Genomic DNA, 15,446 nt, shown 5'->3' with positions numbered 1-15,446 from the left:
ATGATACGCACCGTCCCCACCAAACCCTATTCCGACCAGAAGCCCGGCACTTCGGGACTGCGCAAGAAGGTGCCTGTGTTCCAGCAGGAGCACTATGCCGAGAACTTCATCCAGTCGATCTTCGACGCGCTGGACGGGTTCAAGGGCAAGACCCTGGTGATCGGCGGCGACGGCCGCTTCTACAATCGCGAGGTCATCCAGAAGGCCATCGCCATGGCCGCCGCCAATGGGTTCGGCAAGGTGATGGTTGGGCAGGGCGGCATCCTGTCGACGCCGGCCGCTTCGCATATTATCCGCAAATACAAGACGTTCGGCGGCATCATCCTGTCGGCCAGCCACAATCCGGGTGGCCCGCATGAGGATTTCGGCATCAAATACAATGCCGGCAATGGCGGTCCGGCGCCGGAAAAGCTGACCGATGCGATCTTCGCCAGGAGCAAGGCGATTTCCAGCTTCAAGACCGCCGACATCGATGCGATCGACATCGACACGGTCGGCACCGTCAAGGCCGCCGGCATGACCGTCGAGATCATCGACCCGGTCGCCGACTATGCCGATCTGATGGAAAGCCTGTTCGATTTCGACGCACTGCGCAAACTGTTCAAGTCGGGCTTTCGCATGCGCTTCGACGCCATGCACGCGGTGACCGGTCCCTACGCCAAGGAGATCCTCGAACACCGGCTCGGCGCGCCCGATGGCACCTGCCGCAACTTCAAGCCGCTGCCGGATTTCGGCGGCCACCATCCGGATCCGAACCTGGTCCATGCCAAACATCTCTATGACGAGATGATGGGACCGGACGCGCCGGATTTCGGTGCCGCCTCCGACGGTGACGGCGACCGCAATTTGATCATCGGCAAGGGTATTTTCGTCACCCCGTCGGATTCTCTCGCCATGCTTGCCGCCAACGCCCGCCTGGCGCCGGGCTACAAGAAAGGCTTGAAGGGCATCGCCCGCTCGATGCCGACCAGCGGGGCCGCCGACCGCGTCGCCGAAAAACTCGGCATCGGCATGTATGAGACGCCGACCGGCTGGAAATTCTTCGGCAATCTGCTCGATGCCGGCATGGCGACCATCTGCGGCGAGGAAAGTGCCGGCACCGGCTCCAACCATGTGCGCGAGAAGGACGGCCTGTGGGCCGTGCTCCTGTGGCTCAACATCCTCGCCGCGCGCGGCGAGAGCTGTAAGCAGATCGCCACCGGGCACTGGGCGACCTACGGCCGAAACTACTATTCGCGCCATGACTACGAGGAAGTCGAGAGCGCGCGCGCCAATGCGCTGATCGACGAACTGCGCGCCAAACTTGGCTCGCTGCCCGGCACCAGCGTGCGCGGCCTGAAGATCGCCAAGGCCGACGACTTCGCCTATCACGATCCGGTCGACGGTTCGGTGAGCGAGCATCAAGGTATCAGGGTGATGTTCGAAGGTGGCTCGCGCGTCGTCTTCCGGCTTTCCGGCACGGGCACCTCGGGCGCCACCTTGCGCGTCTACATCGAGCGCTACGAACCGGACAAGGCCAGGCACGATCTCGACACGCAGGCAGCGCTCGCCGATCTGATCGCGGCAGCGGATGACATCGCGGGAATCAGGAGCCACACCGGCCGCAACAAGCCGAGCGTGATTACTTGAGGGTGGTGCTGCGTGCGCCCATAGCTGCTCGCAGAGTATCAGGCGAGACAATGACGGGCGTATGGCGCTGTACCCCCCTCCGGCCTGCCGGCCATCTCCCCCTCAAGGGGGGAGATCGACAGTTTCAGCGCCTCGTTCCTCATGCTGCGTTGGCCGTTAGCGAAAGCGATGAGGCAGTTCGATCTCCCCCCTTGAGGGGGAGATGCCCGGCAGGGCAGAGGGGGGTGCCTCGCGCTAACCTGGGCGACATTTTCCCGTGAACCAATTCGGTGCCACCATCACCCGTGACGGCATCCGCTTTGCCGTCTGGTCGTCATCGGCGCATCGCTTGTGGGTCTCGATCTTCGACGGCCAAGGAAACCGCGAACTCGACCGGCTGGAACTGCGGCCAGAAGGGGACGGCGTACATGCACTCTTCGTCTCCGGCCTTGCCGAGGGCACCCGCTACGGCTTCCGCGCCGATGGCGACTACGCTCCCGAGCGCGGATTTTGGTTCGACCCCGACAAGCTGCTGACCGATCCCTACGCCGTCGAAATCGACCGACCCTATGCCTATCATTGGCGCCTCGCAGCGCGCCGCTACGAGGGTGCCGACACCGCGCCGCTGATGCCGAAGGCCGTGGCGAAAGCCCTGCCCACGGCTGTGCCTGTGCCGCCGCCGCTGTTCCGTCCCGGCGGCCTGATCTACGAAGTGCCGGTGCGCGCCTTCACCATGCGGCATCCCGATATACCGGAAAGCCGGCGCGGCACGATCGCCGCACTTGCTCATCCGGCTGTCATCGAGCACCTGCAAAGGCTCGGCGTCTCCGCCGTCGAACTGATGCCGGTGACCGCGTCGATCGACGAGCGGCATCTGCCGCCGCTCGGGTTGAGCAACGCCTGGGGCTACAACCCTGTCACCTTCATGGCGCTCGACCCGCGCCTGACGCCTGGCGGCCTGGCCGAATTGCGCGACACCGTTGCCGCGCTGCGTGCAGCCGGCATCGGCACCATTCTCGACCTCGTCTTCAACCATACGGGCGAAAGCGACAGGCTCGGTCCGACATTGTCGCTGCGCGGCCTCGACAATCTGGCTTACTACCGGCATCAGCCGGATGGCAGGCTGGTCAATGACACCGGCACGGGCAACACGGTCGCGTGCGACTATCCGGTGGTGCGGGAAATGGTGCTCCACACGCTTCGCCATTTCGTCCGCCACGCCGGCGTCGACGGATTTCGTTTCGACCTGGCGCCGGTGCTGGGGCGCGTCGGCGGCACCTTCGAGCCCTCGGCGCCCTTGCTTGAGGCGATCGCCGTCGATCCTGTCCTTTCAGATCGTGTGTTGATCGCCGAACCCTGGGACGTCGGCCCCGACGGCTATCAGCTTGGCAATTTTCCCCCGCCTTTCCTCGAATGGAACGACCGCTATCGCGACGATGTCAGGCGCTTCTGGCGCGGCGATGCCGGCGGTGTCGGCGTGCTCGCCACACGGCTTGCCGGCTCGTCCGATATTTTCGGCAGGGCTGGGCAGCCGACCAGCCGAAGCGTCAATTTCATCGCGGCGCATGACGGTATGACGCTGGCCGACATCGTCGCCTATGAGGAGAAGCACAACGAGGCCAATGGCGAGCAAAATCGCGACGGCCACAACGAGAACCTGTCCTGGAACAACGGCGCCGAGGGCGAGACGGACGACGCAGCAATCAGGAAGGCGCGCTTCAGCGACCAGTGTGCGCTGCTCGCTGCGCTGTTCGCCTCGCGCGGCACCATCATGCTGACATCAGGCGACGAATTCGGCCGCAGCCAGAAGGGCAACAACAACGCCTACGCGCAGGACAACACCATCACCTGGCTCGACTGGGCGGGCCGCGACCAGGCGCTGGAAGGCTACGCATATGCGCTGGCCGCTTTGCGCCACGCGGTGCCGGCGCTCTCCAATACGCATTTCCTCACCGGTCAGCCGCTGGCGGGTTCGGACACGGCCGACGTCACCTGGCTCACCGAGACGGGGGCGCCGCTTGGCGAGGCGGATTGGAACGATCCCGCCCGGCATCGCCTCGTCATGCTGCTCGGCGGCGTGGATGGCCGGCTTGCCGTCATGATCAATGGCGATCGCCGCCAATGCATCTTCACTTTGCCCACGCGAGACGGATTCCAATGGCATCCCGCCATCGAAGCGCAAGCCGTTGATCTTTCTCGCGCGCTGCCGGGCCGCAGCGTGAATTTCATGATCGAGCGCGGGGCCGGAATGGCCGACACAGGGAAAGGATCGTGATGGCTGACGATAATGCCGAGCGGCCGGTCGACTGGTGGCGCGGCTGCGCGATTTACCAGGTCTATCCGCGTTCCTTCCAGGACACGACCGGCGACGGCAGTGGCGATCTCGCCGGCATCACATCAAGGCTCGCCCATATCGCCTCGCTCGGTGCGGATGCTGTCTGGCTGTCGCCCTTCTTCAAGTCGCCGATGGCCGATATGGGCTACGACGTGTCGGACTATCGCGACGTCGATCCGATGTTCGGCACGTTGGAGGATTTCGACGTTCTGGTTGCCGAAGCACACCGGCTCGGCCTGAAGATCGTCATCGACCAGGTGCTGTCTCATTCCTCCGACAGGCACGAATGGTTCGTCGAAAGCCGCGCCAGCCGCGACAATCCAAAGGCCGACTGGTATGTGTGGGCCGACGCCAGGCCCGATGGCGGCGCGCCCAACAACTGGCTGTCGGTCTTCGGCGGCCCCTCATGGGAGTGGGATGCGACCCGCCGGCAGTACTACCTGCACAATTTCCTCGCTTCGCAGCCGGATCTCAATTTCCACAATCCCGAGGTCCAGGACGCGCTCCTGGATACGGTGCGGTTCTGGTTGGAGCGCGGCGTCGACGGCTTTCGGCTGGATACCGTCAACTACTACGTCCACGACCGCTGGCTGCGCAGCAATCCGCCCTTGGCGTCGAGCGTTGCAGGCACCAATGCCGAGACCAACACCTACCTCTACCAGGAGCACCTGTTCGACAAGACGCAGCCGGAAAACCTGGCGTTCCTGCGGCGCTTTCGGGCGCTGCTCGACGAGTACGGGGATCGCGCCGCCGTCGGCGAAATCGGCGATGAGAGGCGCTCCCTGCAGACGCTGGCCGCCTACACCTCCGGCGGCGACAAGCTGCAGATGTGCTACACCTTCGATCTGCTCGGCCCGCAATTTTCGGCGGCGCATGTGCGCGGCTGTGTCGAGGCTTTCGAAAATGCTGTCGCCGATGGCTGGGTCTGCTGGGCGTTTTCCAATCATGACGTCATGCGTCATGTCAGCCGCTGGACGCGGCCTGGCGACGATCCCGACACGGTGGCCAAATTCTCGATCATGTTGCTCTCGTGCCTGCGTGGCTCGATCTCACTCTACCAGGGCGAGGAGCTCGGTTTGCAGGAGGCGGAACTTGCCTATGAGGACCTGCGCGATCCGGTCGGCATCCGGTTCTGGCCCGGTGTGAAGGGAAGGGATGGCTGCCGCACACCCATGGTCTGGGAGTCCGGCGCCGACAATGTGGGCTTCTCCACCGGCAAACCCTGGCTGCCGGTGCCGGAAAGCCATCGCGCTCGCGCGGTCGATGTACAGAGCGGCGATGAGCAATCGGTACTTTCCGCGTACCGTTCGGCGCTCGCTTTGCGCAAGCGGCATCCGGCGCTGGTCGGCGGTTCGATCCACTTTCTCGACGCCGAAGGCGATGTGCTGGCCTTTGTCCGCGAGCATGGCGATGAGAGGCTGCTCTGTGCCTTCAATTTCGCCGGGGAACCCGCCAATTGGCCGCTGCCGCAAGGCTTAGGAGCGGCTGCGAAACTTGGCGGCGATGCCTCGCTCGCCGGGGAGGCCGGGCTTTTGCTGCCGGCACTCGGATGCTTTCTTGGACGGCTTGCCTGATTCAGCGCGTGCCGGCCACCTTACTGGACAAGCACGGCACGCCCGCACGTTGCGCCGGTGACCCGGACGTCGGCCTCGCCGAGACGCACGCCAAGAGCTCCGAGCAGATTGGTAAGCAAACTGTCGACCGGGGCCGCCACGCCGTTCAGAAGCGCCACCACCGGCGGCTTCACAAATCCCAGAAGGCTGTTCAGATTCAGCGGCAGACCCAGTAAATTCGCCGTCAGCGACAAATCGCTGACCAGCGACGTAGTCAACGACTGGGTGAAATTCTGCGTGTAGGCGGTCCTTATCGTCTTGGCATCGATATCAGCCTTGTTGAAGGTCAAAGTCGTCGGCGTGTTGTTGGCCATGTCAAACGCCGCTGAGCCCACCACTGACAGCACGGGGATGAGCAGAAGTTTCACGGCCGCGATCTCGGTGTTGGAAAACGTCTCCTTGCTGATGAAATCGGCAAAGCCGGCGCTGCTGCTGTCACCGAGATGCCCTTCGACGATACCGGGGCGCGTAGCGATGGTGACCTTGATACTGCCAGGGCCGGTCGGACAACTTATGTCGGCGAGCTTGGCCTCGGCATAGGCGACTTCGACATGCAGAGGCAGGCTGACCGACACCAGGGTGATACCGCCTCCGACATTGCTGTTGCCGGCTCCGATCTTCACCACCAGCTTGATGCGGGTCTGGGCCGTCCGCACAACGGTACCGACTTCGCCGACCGTCAGCCATGGCGTGGATTGCGGCGGTTCGCCGACGGCGATGGCGAGCGTGCTCGACAGCACCCCCGGTATGCCGGTGCTGAGACCGAGGTCGATCTGCTTCGAACCGTTTGCCAGTCCGGCGGCGGCCATCAGCATTCCCATCGCGCTGGCGTCAACGCCAAGGCCGGCCGGCCTTTGCCCGAGGCCGAGGCTGCCGACGGAACCGAGGTCAATGAGATGGCTGAGCGGAATCTTGATCGTGCTGGTCGATTTGGTCGCGATGGTTTGCAGGGCGGCCTTGGCCGTGTTGCCCAGCCCGGGAACATTGGCCATGGCGGTGGCGACCTGGCCGACTGTAGCCTTCGAGGCCAGAACGTCCGAATAGGTCACACCCGTCAGGTTCAACTGCACCGCCAGGGCATCGAGGAAGGAAAGCACGCTGACATCGGCCGAGATCAATCCGTTGTAATCCATGACGCTGAGCGAGATGTTGCCGCCGAGGAGCCCGCCGAGAAGCGCGTTAAGGATGGGGCTGTTGCTGGTATTGACGCTGAGCAACCTTGATCCGACCGAGAAGGTGGCCTGTGGTGTCATGCTGGCGGTGGCCTCGGTGCCAATGACGGGCGTGGGGATCAGCGAGCTTGCGAAATAGCGGTTGGGGATCTTGCGCAGGGTCACATGGACCGCGTTGTAAGGCGCTGCGCCTGCCTGGAAGCGTTGACCCACATTGACCGAGGAAGCCCCGGCATACCGGCCGGGCGTGACCGTCACGACGGTTTTGCCGACCGCCGCGGGGATGGTCTGACCCGCGCCTTGAACGACGACACCTGGCATGCCGTTGTCGGTGAGCGTGGTCACGACCGCGGTCTGGACATTGTCGATGTTCGAAGCCGCGGTGATCGCTGCCAGGTCGACCATTGCCTGTGCTTCCCGGCGCTCGGTGTAGATGGAGGCCTCGTCAATGGCGACCGCCGCCAGCGCCAAGGCAACGGGGGCGCTCAATGCGGTCATGACGGCGAAGTTCGCCTTCCTGTCTCGCATCATCGACCGCGCGAGCCAGCCGGCACCCTTGCGCGCATCCAAAGCCATTAGATACCTCCCACCCTGATCGTGGACTGGCGCTTAATCGTAGTATCCGGCATGGCTATGCCCGGAAACAGACTCCAGATCGGCAGGTTGCGGGCATCGTACTGGATCGACACCACGAACTGATTGCCGTCGGCCGTGCTGTCATTGGCCTGGTAGGTCAGCTTGCTGGCGTCGACGAAGGGATATCCACCGGCATTATTGGCGAGAAACGAGGCCACCAGCGTCTGCCGCTCGGTCTGGTTCAGCCCCGAGATGGCCGTCCGGGCGGCATCCGCCGCGATTTGCTGTATTGAACTGGCAGCGCCGAAATAGATACCATATGCAACCATTCCGAGCAGGAGAAGGATGAATATTGGTGACAGCAGAGCGAACTCAACCGCCGAAGTTCCCGAAGTGTCTGTCTGGAATCGGCGCCCCTGGATCCGGCGAATGAGGTTCTGAACCATGCCGCCGAGCATGCCAAAGTTCGCATGCAGAAAGCGAAAACTCTAGGCGCAACCTGGAAGTGTGTATGATTGAAAAGCTGCGCTAATTTAGCCGCGGCTTCTTTGATTCCTGGCTATTGACTTAGGGTCAATCAGTACTCGGTTGAAAAGAGCTTGCCGCCTGTCTAGTCTCCTGCCACCAGCCGACGGAGGGAACCGGCGGCGCGCTCAAAGGGGCCAGACATCGGTCCCGGGGCGTCAACACGCAAAGGCGCGCCGTTGGCAGCGCCGACAGGGAGAAACTTCATGCTGAAAAACATGCTGAAGGCGACGGCATTCGCCACAACCATGGCGCTGGCCGCCGGAACATTTTACACGCCGGCCTTTGCCGAGGTCGTCTACAACAGGGGCACTGCTGCCGAATCCGAGTCGGTTGATCCGCATAAGACCTCGACGGTCTACGAAGCCAATGTCTTGCGCGACCTGTTCCAGGGCCTGGTGATGCAGGACGAGAAGGCCAACGTCATCCCCGGCGCCGCCGAGAGCTGGACGGTGTCGGATGACGGCACGGTCTACACCTTCAAGCTCAGGAAGGACGGCCAGTGGTCCGACGGCAGCCCAGTGACGGCCGAAGACTTCGTCTTCGCTTTCCGTCGCCTCGAAGACCCGGCCACGGCCGCCGAATATGCCTCGATGCTCTATCCCGTCAAGAACGCCGAGGAAGTCAACACCAAGAAGGGCAAGCCCGAGGACATGGGCGTCAAGGCGATCGACGCGACAACCCTTGAAGTGACGCTGAAGGCGCCGACGCCCTATTTCCTCGAAATGCTGACCCATCAGGCGACCTATCCGGTCAACAAGGCGTCCATGGACAAGCTCGGCGCCGACTGGATCAAGCCGGGCAATCTCGTTTCCAACGGCCCCTATACGCTGGCCGAGTGGGTTCCCAACGATCATATGAAACTGGTCAAGAATCCGAAATTCTGGGATGCCGGAAGCGTCAAGATCGACGTCGTCAACTACATCCCGACAGAGGATCGCTCGTCGGCGATGAAGCGCTTCGAGGCCGGCGAACTCGACAGCTACGACGATCTCCCGACCGAGCAGCTCGCCGACCTCAAAGCCAAGTTCGGTGACCAGATCAAGGTGGGGCCGTATCTCGGCACCTACTACTACGCGATCAAGACCGACAAGAAGCCTTGGGACAATGTCGAGCTGCGCAATGCCATCTCGATGGCCATCGACCGTGATTTCATCGCCGAGAAGGTCTGGCAGAACTCAATGCTGCCGGGCTATTCGATGGTCCCTCCGGGCATCGAGGGCTACACGCCGGCAATGGCCAAATATGCCGACATGTCGCAGATCGACCGTGAGGACGCAGCCAAAAAAATCCTCGAGAAGCTCGGCTACACGCCGGAGCATCCGCTGAAGATGGAGATCCGCTACAACACGTCGGAGAACCACAAGAATACCGCGGTCGCCATCCAGGAACAGCTGAAGCCGCTCGGCGTCGACGTCACGCTGCTCAACACCGACACCAAGACCCACTACTCCTTCCTCGAGCAGAGGGGCGACTATGACGTGGCACGCGCCGCCTGGATTGCCGACTACAAGGATCCGGAAACCTTCCTGGGCATCTCGCGCAAGGCCAGCGGCAACAACTATTCGGTCTATGACAGCCCGCAATACGAGGCGGCCATGGACAAGGCGGCCGCCGCCGGCGGCAAGCCGGAAGAGCGCATGAAGGAACTCGCCGCCGCCGAACGTATCCTCGTCGATGACGTCGGACAGATTCCGCTTCTCTACTATAGCTACCACGATATCGTTTCCCCGAAGCTGCATGGCTTCGTCGACAACGTCATGGACGTGCATCCGTCCCGCTTCATCTCCAAGGATTGAAAACCTTGATCGACCCGCCGCCCGTTCAGGACGGCGGTTCGATCTGTCGTCGCAAGGGGCCCGAAAGTCGAAATCGATTTTCGCAGGCCACGATGCGAAGATGAGAGGTGCCAGAGCGCTGCGGGCGTCCGGTTGGATGCCCGTCACCCTGGCCGAAGCAGGGCACCGCCGATGCTACGCTACATTTTCAGGCGGCTTCTGACCGCCATTCCGACGCTATTCGTCATCGTGACGTTGGCGTTCTTCCTGATGCGCGTCGCACCGGGCGGCCCGTTCAACCAGGAGCGCGGCCTGAGCCCAGAGATCAGGGCCAATCTTGAAGCCCAGTTCGGGCTCGCCGACCCGCTCTGGCTGCAATATGTCCACTATCTCGGCAATCTCCTGCGCGGCAATTTCGGCCCGAGCTACAATATGCCGGACTTTACCGTCACCGAGCTTTTCGCCAAGGGCCTGCCTATTTCCATTCAGCTCGGCGCCTCTGCGCTGGTCCTGGCGCTGCTGCTCGGCAGCGTGCTCGGTACCATTGCGGCGCTCAACCAGAACAAACTTGGCGACTACACGGTGATTGCGCTGGCGACCGCCGGCAGCACCATCCCGACCTTCGTCATCGCGCCGGTGATCCAGCTTGTGTTCGGATTGACCTGGAAGCTGTTGCCGATCGGCGGCTGGGGCGATGGCGCGCTCATCAACAAGATCGGTCCCGTGCTGACGCTTGCCCTGCCGCAGATCGCCATCGTCGCCCGCCTGATGCGCGGCTCGATGATCGAATCGCTGCGCTCGCATCACATCCGCACGGCGCGCGCGCTTGGCCTGTCCGACTGGTCGGTGGTGGTCAAGCATGCGCTGCGCGGCGCCGTCCTGCCGATCGTCTCCTTCACCGGTCCGGCTGCCGCCGCACTGCTCACCGGCTCGATCATCGTCGAGACGATCTTCTCCATTCCGGGCGTCGGCCGCTACTTCGTCGATGCCGCGCTCAACCGCGACTACACGCTGGTGATGGGGACGGTGGTGGTCATCGCTATCTTCACCATCGTCTTCAACCTGATCGTCGACGTCATGTATGCCGTGGTCGATCCGAGGGTGCGCTATGACTGATATCGCGATCGCCGCACCGGTCGTCGGCCGTTCGCTGTGGGGCGATGCCTGGGCGCGCCTCAAGGCAAACCGCGCCGCCATGTTCAGCCTCTACTATCTGATCCTGATCGCTGTGATCAGCGTGTTCGGGCCCCGGTTCGTACCGCACCAATACACCACCATCTATGGTGATTATGTGCGTACGCCGCCGAGCCTGTCGGCCTATCCCAAGGCGGACATGATCGAGACCGCGCTTGATGAGGCGATCAGGCGCATGCGCGTCGACATCAAGGAGTGGCGCCAGGAGGGCAATCGCGTCTTCGTCACCGTCACCTCCAGCAAGGCAATCGACGACCGCAACATCCGCTATCTCGACCGGTCCGATGCCTTCGACGACACCAGGATCGAAAGCAAATCGCCCGATGGCCTGGAAGCGACGATGAGCGCCTCGGTCAAGCAGCAATATTTTCTTTTCGGCACCGACAACACCGGGCGCGATCTGTTGTCGCGGACGCTGATGGCCGGGCGCGTCTCGCTGGCCATCGGTCTGCTCGCCGGCGTCGTGGCCGTGGCCATCGGCGTGCTCTACGGCGCCACTGCCGGCTTTGCCGGAGGCAGGGTAGACGAGGTGATGATGCGCATCGTCGACGTGCTTTATTCGCTGCCCTTCATCTTCTTCGTCATCATGCTGGTGGTGTTCTTCGGCCGCAACTTCGTGCTGATGTTCCTGGCGGTCGGCGCCGTGCTGTGGCTCGACATGGCTCGCATCGTGCGCGGCCAGGCGCTGTCCATCCGCCGCCAGGAATATGTCCAGGCGGCCGAGGCCATGGGGGTCGGCCAGCGCGGCATCCTTTTGCGCCACGTCATTCCCAACCTGCTCGGGCCGGTGGTGATCTACATGACGCTGCTGGTGCCGCAGGTCATTATCCTGGAGAGTTTTCTGTCGTTCCTCGGGCTCGGCATCCAGGAGCCGATGACCAGCTGGGGCGTGCTGATCTCGGTCGGCGCCAAGAACATCGGCACCGCCAACTGGCTGCTTCTGTTCCCTGCCTTCTTCCTGGTCTCCACCTTGTTCGCCCTGAACTTCGTCGGCGACGGCCTGCGCGATGCGCTCGACCCCAAGGACCGCTAAGATGGACGCAGCAGAGACCATTCTCAGCGTAAAGGATCTTCGCGTGCGCTTCCGCACCCTCGACGGCGCGGTCGAGGCGGTGAAAGGCATCAACATCCATGTCAAGGCGGGCGAAACCGTCGCTGTGGTAGGCGAATCCGGCTCCGGTAAAAGCCAGACGATGATGGCGGCGATGAGCCTGCTGGCCTCCAATGGAGAAGCCACCGGCAGTGTCGATTATCGCGGCCGCAATCTTCTGACGCTGAGCAAATCCGAGCTGAACAAAGTCCGCGGCCGCAAGATCAGTATGATCTTCCAGGAGCCGATGACCTCGCTCGATCCGCTCTATTCGATCGGCAACCAGCTGATCGAACCGATCCGCCGGCATCGCGGCTTGAATGCGGCGCAAGCGCGCGAGGAGGCGCTCAACCTGCTCAGGCTGGTGCATATTCCCGATCCCGAACGGCGCATGAAATCCTATCCGCACGAAATGTCGGGTGGCCAGCGCCAGCGCGTCATGATCGCCATGGCTTTGGCAAACGATCCCGACATCCTGATCGCCGACGAACCGACGACAGCGCTCGACGTCACCATCCAGGCGCAGATCCTCATGCTTCTGGCCGAGCTGCAGCGCAAGCTCGGCATGGCGATCGTCTTCATCACACACGATCTCGGCATCGTGCGGCGCTTTGCCGACCGGGTCTATGTCATGCGCTCCGGCGAAGTGGTGGAGGAGGGGGACGCGCAAGCGATCTTCGCCAGTCCTCAGCATGCCTACACCAAGATGCTGCTGGCGGCCGAGCCGACCGGAACCAAGGCGCCGCCGCCGGCCAATGCGCCGGTCCTGCTCGAAGGCAGAAACGTCGAGGTCACCTTCCGTATCGGCGGCGGCTTTCTGGCTGGCGAGCCGCTGATGTTGCGCGCCGTCGACCACATCTCGATCAGGCTGAGGCGCAATCAGACGATCGGCATCGTCGGCGAATCAGGCTCTGGAAAATCGACGCTTGGCCGCGCTTTGCTGAGGCTGTTGCCGAGCGATGGCGTGATCCGCTTCGGCGACCGCGATATCTCGACCGCCGACCGCCAGACGATGCGGCCGCTGCGGCGTCAGTTGCAGCTGGTCTTCCAGGATCCGTTCGGTTCGCTGTCGCCGCGCATGACCATCGGCCAGGTCATCACCGAAGGGCTGCTGGTGCATGAACCGAACCTCTCGGGCAAGCAGCGCGACCAGCGGGCCGTCGAGGCGCTGCGCGAAGTCGGCCTGGATCCCAACTCGCGCAATCGCTATCCGCATGAATTCTCAGGCGGCCAGCGCCAGCGCATCGCAATCGCCCGCGCCATGATCCTCAAACCCAAGCTGGTGGTGCTGGACGAGCCGACCTCAGCCCTCGACCGTTCGGTGCAGAAACAGATTGTCGAACTGCTGCGCAAGCTGCAGGCCGACCATGAGCTGTCTTACCTCTTCATCAGCCACGATCTCGCCGTGGTGCGCGCCATGGCCGACTACATCATCGTCATGAAGCAGGGCAAGATCGTCGAGGAAGGGCCGACGGAAGACATTTTCAGCAATCCGCAGGCCGCCTACACGCAGACTCTGATGAGTGCCGCGATCGATGTCACGCGGTTTCGTTTGAGTGCGTGAGGCGAGCCCGGCAGCGGCGCCTGAGCTCAATTCGCCAGCCCTGGGCATTTGCGCGCCCTGGCGGCGGCCATGGCCGCTTGCTGCTGCTTCAGCCGATCGATCCTGGTCGTTTCGCGATTGGCGACCGCGGCCTTGACGCTTGAGCCGCCCAGCAGCCATCTGGGAACACTGGTGCTGGCGACCTTGCCGCGCGTGATGGCTGTCTGCGAGATGCCTTTGGCGGTTTCGCCGATGGCGTTGTTCAGTTCGGCGCATGTCATCTTGTCGTAATTCGCCGGGTCGATCGATCCGCTGGTCGACGCGCAGCCTCCGACAAGGGCGAGAAGGAGCACGGGGATGAACGGCCTGCTGGGGGTCGACTGCAATTTCATGTCCACGACCTTACTCCAGCGTAAGCGACCATGGCCACCCTCCGATATGCTCGCATCCATACGTACGCCGAAACGAACCGGGATCATTCACATTCACGACGGTCCCGAGTTCGGCCTCGGCGGAAAAGAGACCTGCGAGCCCCACCTGCGTTGACAAATATTCCTGGCTGGTTGATGGCTGAGGCGATATCCTATATCAGCGGACAGAACGAGCTTGTCATTGCGCGGCTATTGCCTAGATCGATCGTTTGTCGAAAATTTTGGATTCTTTTTGGCTGAAATGGAATAGTCATTCCATGAAAAGTTGGATCAAGAATTCAAAAGAGCCGGCAAAGGCGCTGCCGAAGGCTGGCAACGTACAATCAATACTCATAAATCAGACGAAGTTTATCGGGGATGTTGTTCTAACTTCGGTTCTGGTCAGGCATCTGCGGGCAGAGTTTCCGAACGCGACGATCACCATGCTATGCCAGGCGGCGCTGGCGAAATTCGTTCTGGAGCAAGGCATCGCCGACAGCGTGGTTTCGCTCGATCGCGGCAAAATGCGCGGCTCCCCTTTCGAGCGCATGTCCGGAATATCCAGGCTCCTGCACGATCTGAGGAAGTCGGATTATGATCTTATCATCGATCTGTCCGACTCCAAGACGTCACGGCTCGTCATGCGCTTCGTCAAGGCGCCCTTTCGCGTGGGCTATGTTCCATCGGAGCAGCCCCTGAAATTCTGGGAGCGCCAAAGCGCCAACATCTTTGCCGCCACATACGGCCATGGCGGCGAGCATTATCTGCATCGGTACCTGTCGCCGCTGTTTGCCCTTGGCATTCCTGTGACCGATCCTATCCCGTCCCTGAAGCCCACCGAATCCGGTTCGCGCCAGGCAAAGCAGCTGCTTGCCCGACACGAATTGGAAAGGAAGTCGTTTGTCGCCGTCCATGCCGGCGCCAGTTTCCCAGGGCGTTGCTGGCAGCCGGACCGTTTCGCTTCGGTCCTGGGAGAGATTTACCGGCGAAAGGGTCTGCGGGCGGTCATCGTTGGCGGCCCCGACGAGGCAGGTATCGCAGGCAAGGTGTTGGATGCGGCAACATCGCCGATCGTGAATCTCGTTGGCCAGGCACCCCTGACCACCCTTTTGCCCCTGCTGGGCGAGGCCCTGATCTTTCTTGGCAACGAGAGCGGACCCATGCACCTGGCCGCGGCCATGAAAACGCCCGTCGTTGGCCTGTTCGGTCTGACCCAACCTGACATCTGGGGGCCTCTTGGCGTTCCTAACCGTACGCTGCAGCCTCCGATGCCATGCACGTGCATAGCGCCGGCCCTCTGCAAGGTGGGCAATGCAGGGGGCGTTTATTGCGTTCAACGGCTTGATGCCGCCGACGTCACGAAAGCGGCTATCGAACTCATAGACCGCGTCAGCTAAAGCAATTCCAGGAAAAGTGTGCAGCGGTTTTCCGTCCGCAATTGCGTAAAGCAAGGAGTTGGAGCGGGCGGCGATCCCATCAAACGCTGAGCCGCTGTTGCGGGAGCGACAAACACGCGAAGTGCTTGTGAACGACCCGAGACATAGGTGACGAAACGTACCGGACACATGGGTAACACTTTTCGCTTTGCGGGAGGTGTTGATG

General features: G+C 62.4%; 11 protein-coding genes. 8 read left to right on the top strand and 3 right to left on the bottom strand.

The genetic code is table 11. From position 1 onward, the window contains the following. The 3 genes from FJ964_RS14230 (at nt 1) to FJ964_RS14215 (ending at nt 5,517) form a co-directional block, all read left to right on the top strand. Nucleotides 1-1,629, top strand: a complete 1,629-nt coding sequence (locus tag FJ964_RS14230) for an alpha-D-glucose phosphate-specific phosphoglucomutase (protein ID WP_140550960.1) — start codon at nt 1-3, stop codon at nt 1,627-1,629. Between the two features lie 256 nt (nt 1,630-1,885). After that, a complete protein-coding gene (gene glgX, locus FJ964_RS14220) occupies nt 1,886-3,883 on the top strand; it encodes a glycogen debranching protein GlgX (RefSeq protein ID WP_140550959.1) in 1,998 nt (665 codons plus the stop codon). Beyond that, entirely contained in the window at nt 3,883-5,517 is a 1,635-nt protein-coding gene (locus FJ964_RS14215) for an alpha-glucosidase family protein (protein WP_140550958.1), read from the top strand. Before glgX ends, FJ964_RS14215 begins: the two co-directional genes overlap by 1 nt. Before the next feature lie 20 nt (nt 5,518-5,537). On the opposite strand, the gene FJ964_RS14210 is transcribed toward FJ964_RS14215, so the two are convergent. Beyond that, nucleotides 5,538-7,304 (bottom strand): TadG family pilus assembly protein, encoded by a 1,767-nt coding sequence (locus FJ964_RS14210; RefSeq protein ID WP_140550957.1) that lies wholly within the window; start codon nt 7,302-7,304, stop codon nt 5,538-5,540. Beyond that, nucleotides 7,304-7,750, bottom strand: coding sequence for a TadE/TadG family type IV pilus assembly protein (locus FJ964_RS14205; RefSeq protein ID WP_140551300.1), 447 nt, complete (start codon nt 7,748-7,750; stop codon nt 7,304-7,306). The genes FJ964_RS14210 and FJ964_RS14205 overlap by 1 nt, the downstream gene beginning before the upstream one ends. A gap of 285 nt (nt 7,751-8,035) precedes the next feature. Here FJ964_RS14205 and FJ964_RS14200 point away from each other — a divergent pair, with 285 nt between their 5' ends. From FJ964_RS14200 to FJ964_RS14185, 4 genes are all read left to right on the top strand, one after another. Then, the gene (locus tag FJ964_RS14200; RefSeq protein ID WP_140494803.1) at nt 8,036-9,628 is read left to right on the top strand and encodes a peptide ABC transporter substrate-binding protein; all 1,593 of its coding nucleotides are present in this window, start codon (nt 8,036-8,038) and stop codon (nt 9,626-9,628) included. Between the two features lie 171 nt (nt 9,629-9,799). Next, entirely contained in the window at nt 9,800-10,723 is a 924-nt protein-coding gene (locus FJ964_RS14195) for an ABC transporter permease subunit (protein ID WP_140550956.1), read from the top strand. After that, nucleotides 10,716-11,834 carry an ABC transporter permease subunit gene (locus tag FJ964_RS14190; protein WP_140550955.1) on the top strand — a complete coding sequence of 373 codons (1,119 nt, stop codon included), beginning with the start codon at nt 10,716-10,718 and terminating at the stop codon, nt 11,832-11,834. The genes FJ964_RS14195 and FJ964_RS14190 overlap by 8 nt, the downstream gene beginning before the upstream one ends. A 1-nt stretch (nt 11,835) precedes the next feature. Then, nucleotides 11,836-13,455 carry an ABC transporter ATP-binding protein gene (locus tag FJ964_RS14185; RefSeq protein ID WP_140550954.1) on the top strand — a complete coding sequence of 540 codons (1,620 nt, stop codon included), beginning with the start codon at nt 11,836-11,838 and terminating at the stop codon, nt 13,453-13,455. A gap of 26 nt (nt 13,456-13,481) precedes the next feature. Here FJ964_RS14185 and FJ964_RS14180 read toward each other — a convergent pair whose 3' ends face one another. Beyond that, nucleotides 13,482-13,826, bottom strand: coding sequence for a hypothetical protein (locus FJ964_RS14180; protein WP_140551299.1), 345 nt, complete (start codon nt 13,824-13,826; stop codon nt 13,482-13,484). Nucleotides 13,827-14,122: 296 nt separating this feature from the next. Here FJ964_RS14180 and FJ964_RS14175 point away from each other — a divergent pair, with 296 nt between their 5' ends. Beyond that, complete coding sequence (locus FJ964_RS14175) at nt 14,123-15,241, top strand: glycosyltransferase family 9 protein (protein ID WP_140550953.1); 1,119 nt, start codon at nt 14,123-14,125, stop codon at nt 15,239-15,241. Nucleotides 15,242-15,446: the final 205 nt, after the last annotated feature.

The sequence above is a fragment of the Mesorhizobium sp. B2-3-2 genome, assembly GCF_006442295.1.
In the GTDB taxonomy this organism is placed as follows: domain Bacteria; phylum Pseudomonadota; class Alphaproteobacteria; order Rhizobiales; family Rhizobiaceae; genus Mesorhizobium.
Note: the sequence above shows the minus strand (reverse complement) of the source record. Positions and strands in the feature narration are given on the sequence as shown.

Coding starts and splice junctions, on each gene's coding strand:
- FJ964_RS14175 (WP_140550953.1), top strand. CDS start 14,123: ATGAAAAGTTGGATCAAGAATTCAAAAGAGCCGGCAAAGGCGCTGCCG.
- FJ964_RS14195 (WP_140550956.1), top strand. CDS start 9,800: ATGCTACGCTACATTTTCAGGCGGCTTCTGACCGCCATTCCGACGCTA.
- FJ964_RS14230 (WP_140550960.1), top strand. CDS start 1: ATGATACGCACCGTCCCCACCAAACCCTATTCCGACCAGAAGCCCGGC.
- FJ964_RS14185 (WP_140550954.1), top strand. CDS start 11,836: ATGGACGCAGCAGAGACCATTCTCAGCGTAAAGGATCTTCGCGTGCGC.
- FJ964_RS14190 (WP_140550955.1), top strand. CDS start 10,716: ATGACTGATATCGCGATCGCCGCACCGGTCGTCGGCCGTTCGCTGTGG.
- FJ964_RS14200 (WP_140494803.1), top strand. CDS start 8,036: ATGCTGAAAAACATGCTGAAGGCGACGGCATTCGCCACAACCATGGCG.
- FJ964_RS14215 (WP_140550958.1), top strand. CDS start 3,883: ATGGCTGACGATAATGCCGAGCGGCCGGTCGACTGGTGGCGCGGCTGC.
- FJ964_RS14180 (WP_140551299.1), bottom strand. CDS start 13,826: ATGAAATTGCAGTCGACCCCCAGCAGGCCGTTCATCCCCGTGCTCCTT.
- FJ964_RS14205 (WP_140551300.1), bottom strand. CDS start 7,750: ATGGTTCAGAACCTCATTCGCCGGATCCAGGGGCGCCGATTCCAGACA.
- FJ964_RS14210 (WP_140550957.1), bottom strand. CDS start 7,304: ATGGCTTTGGATGCGCGCAAGGGTGCCGGCTGGCTCGCGCGGTCGATG.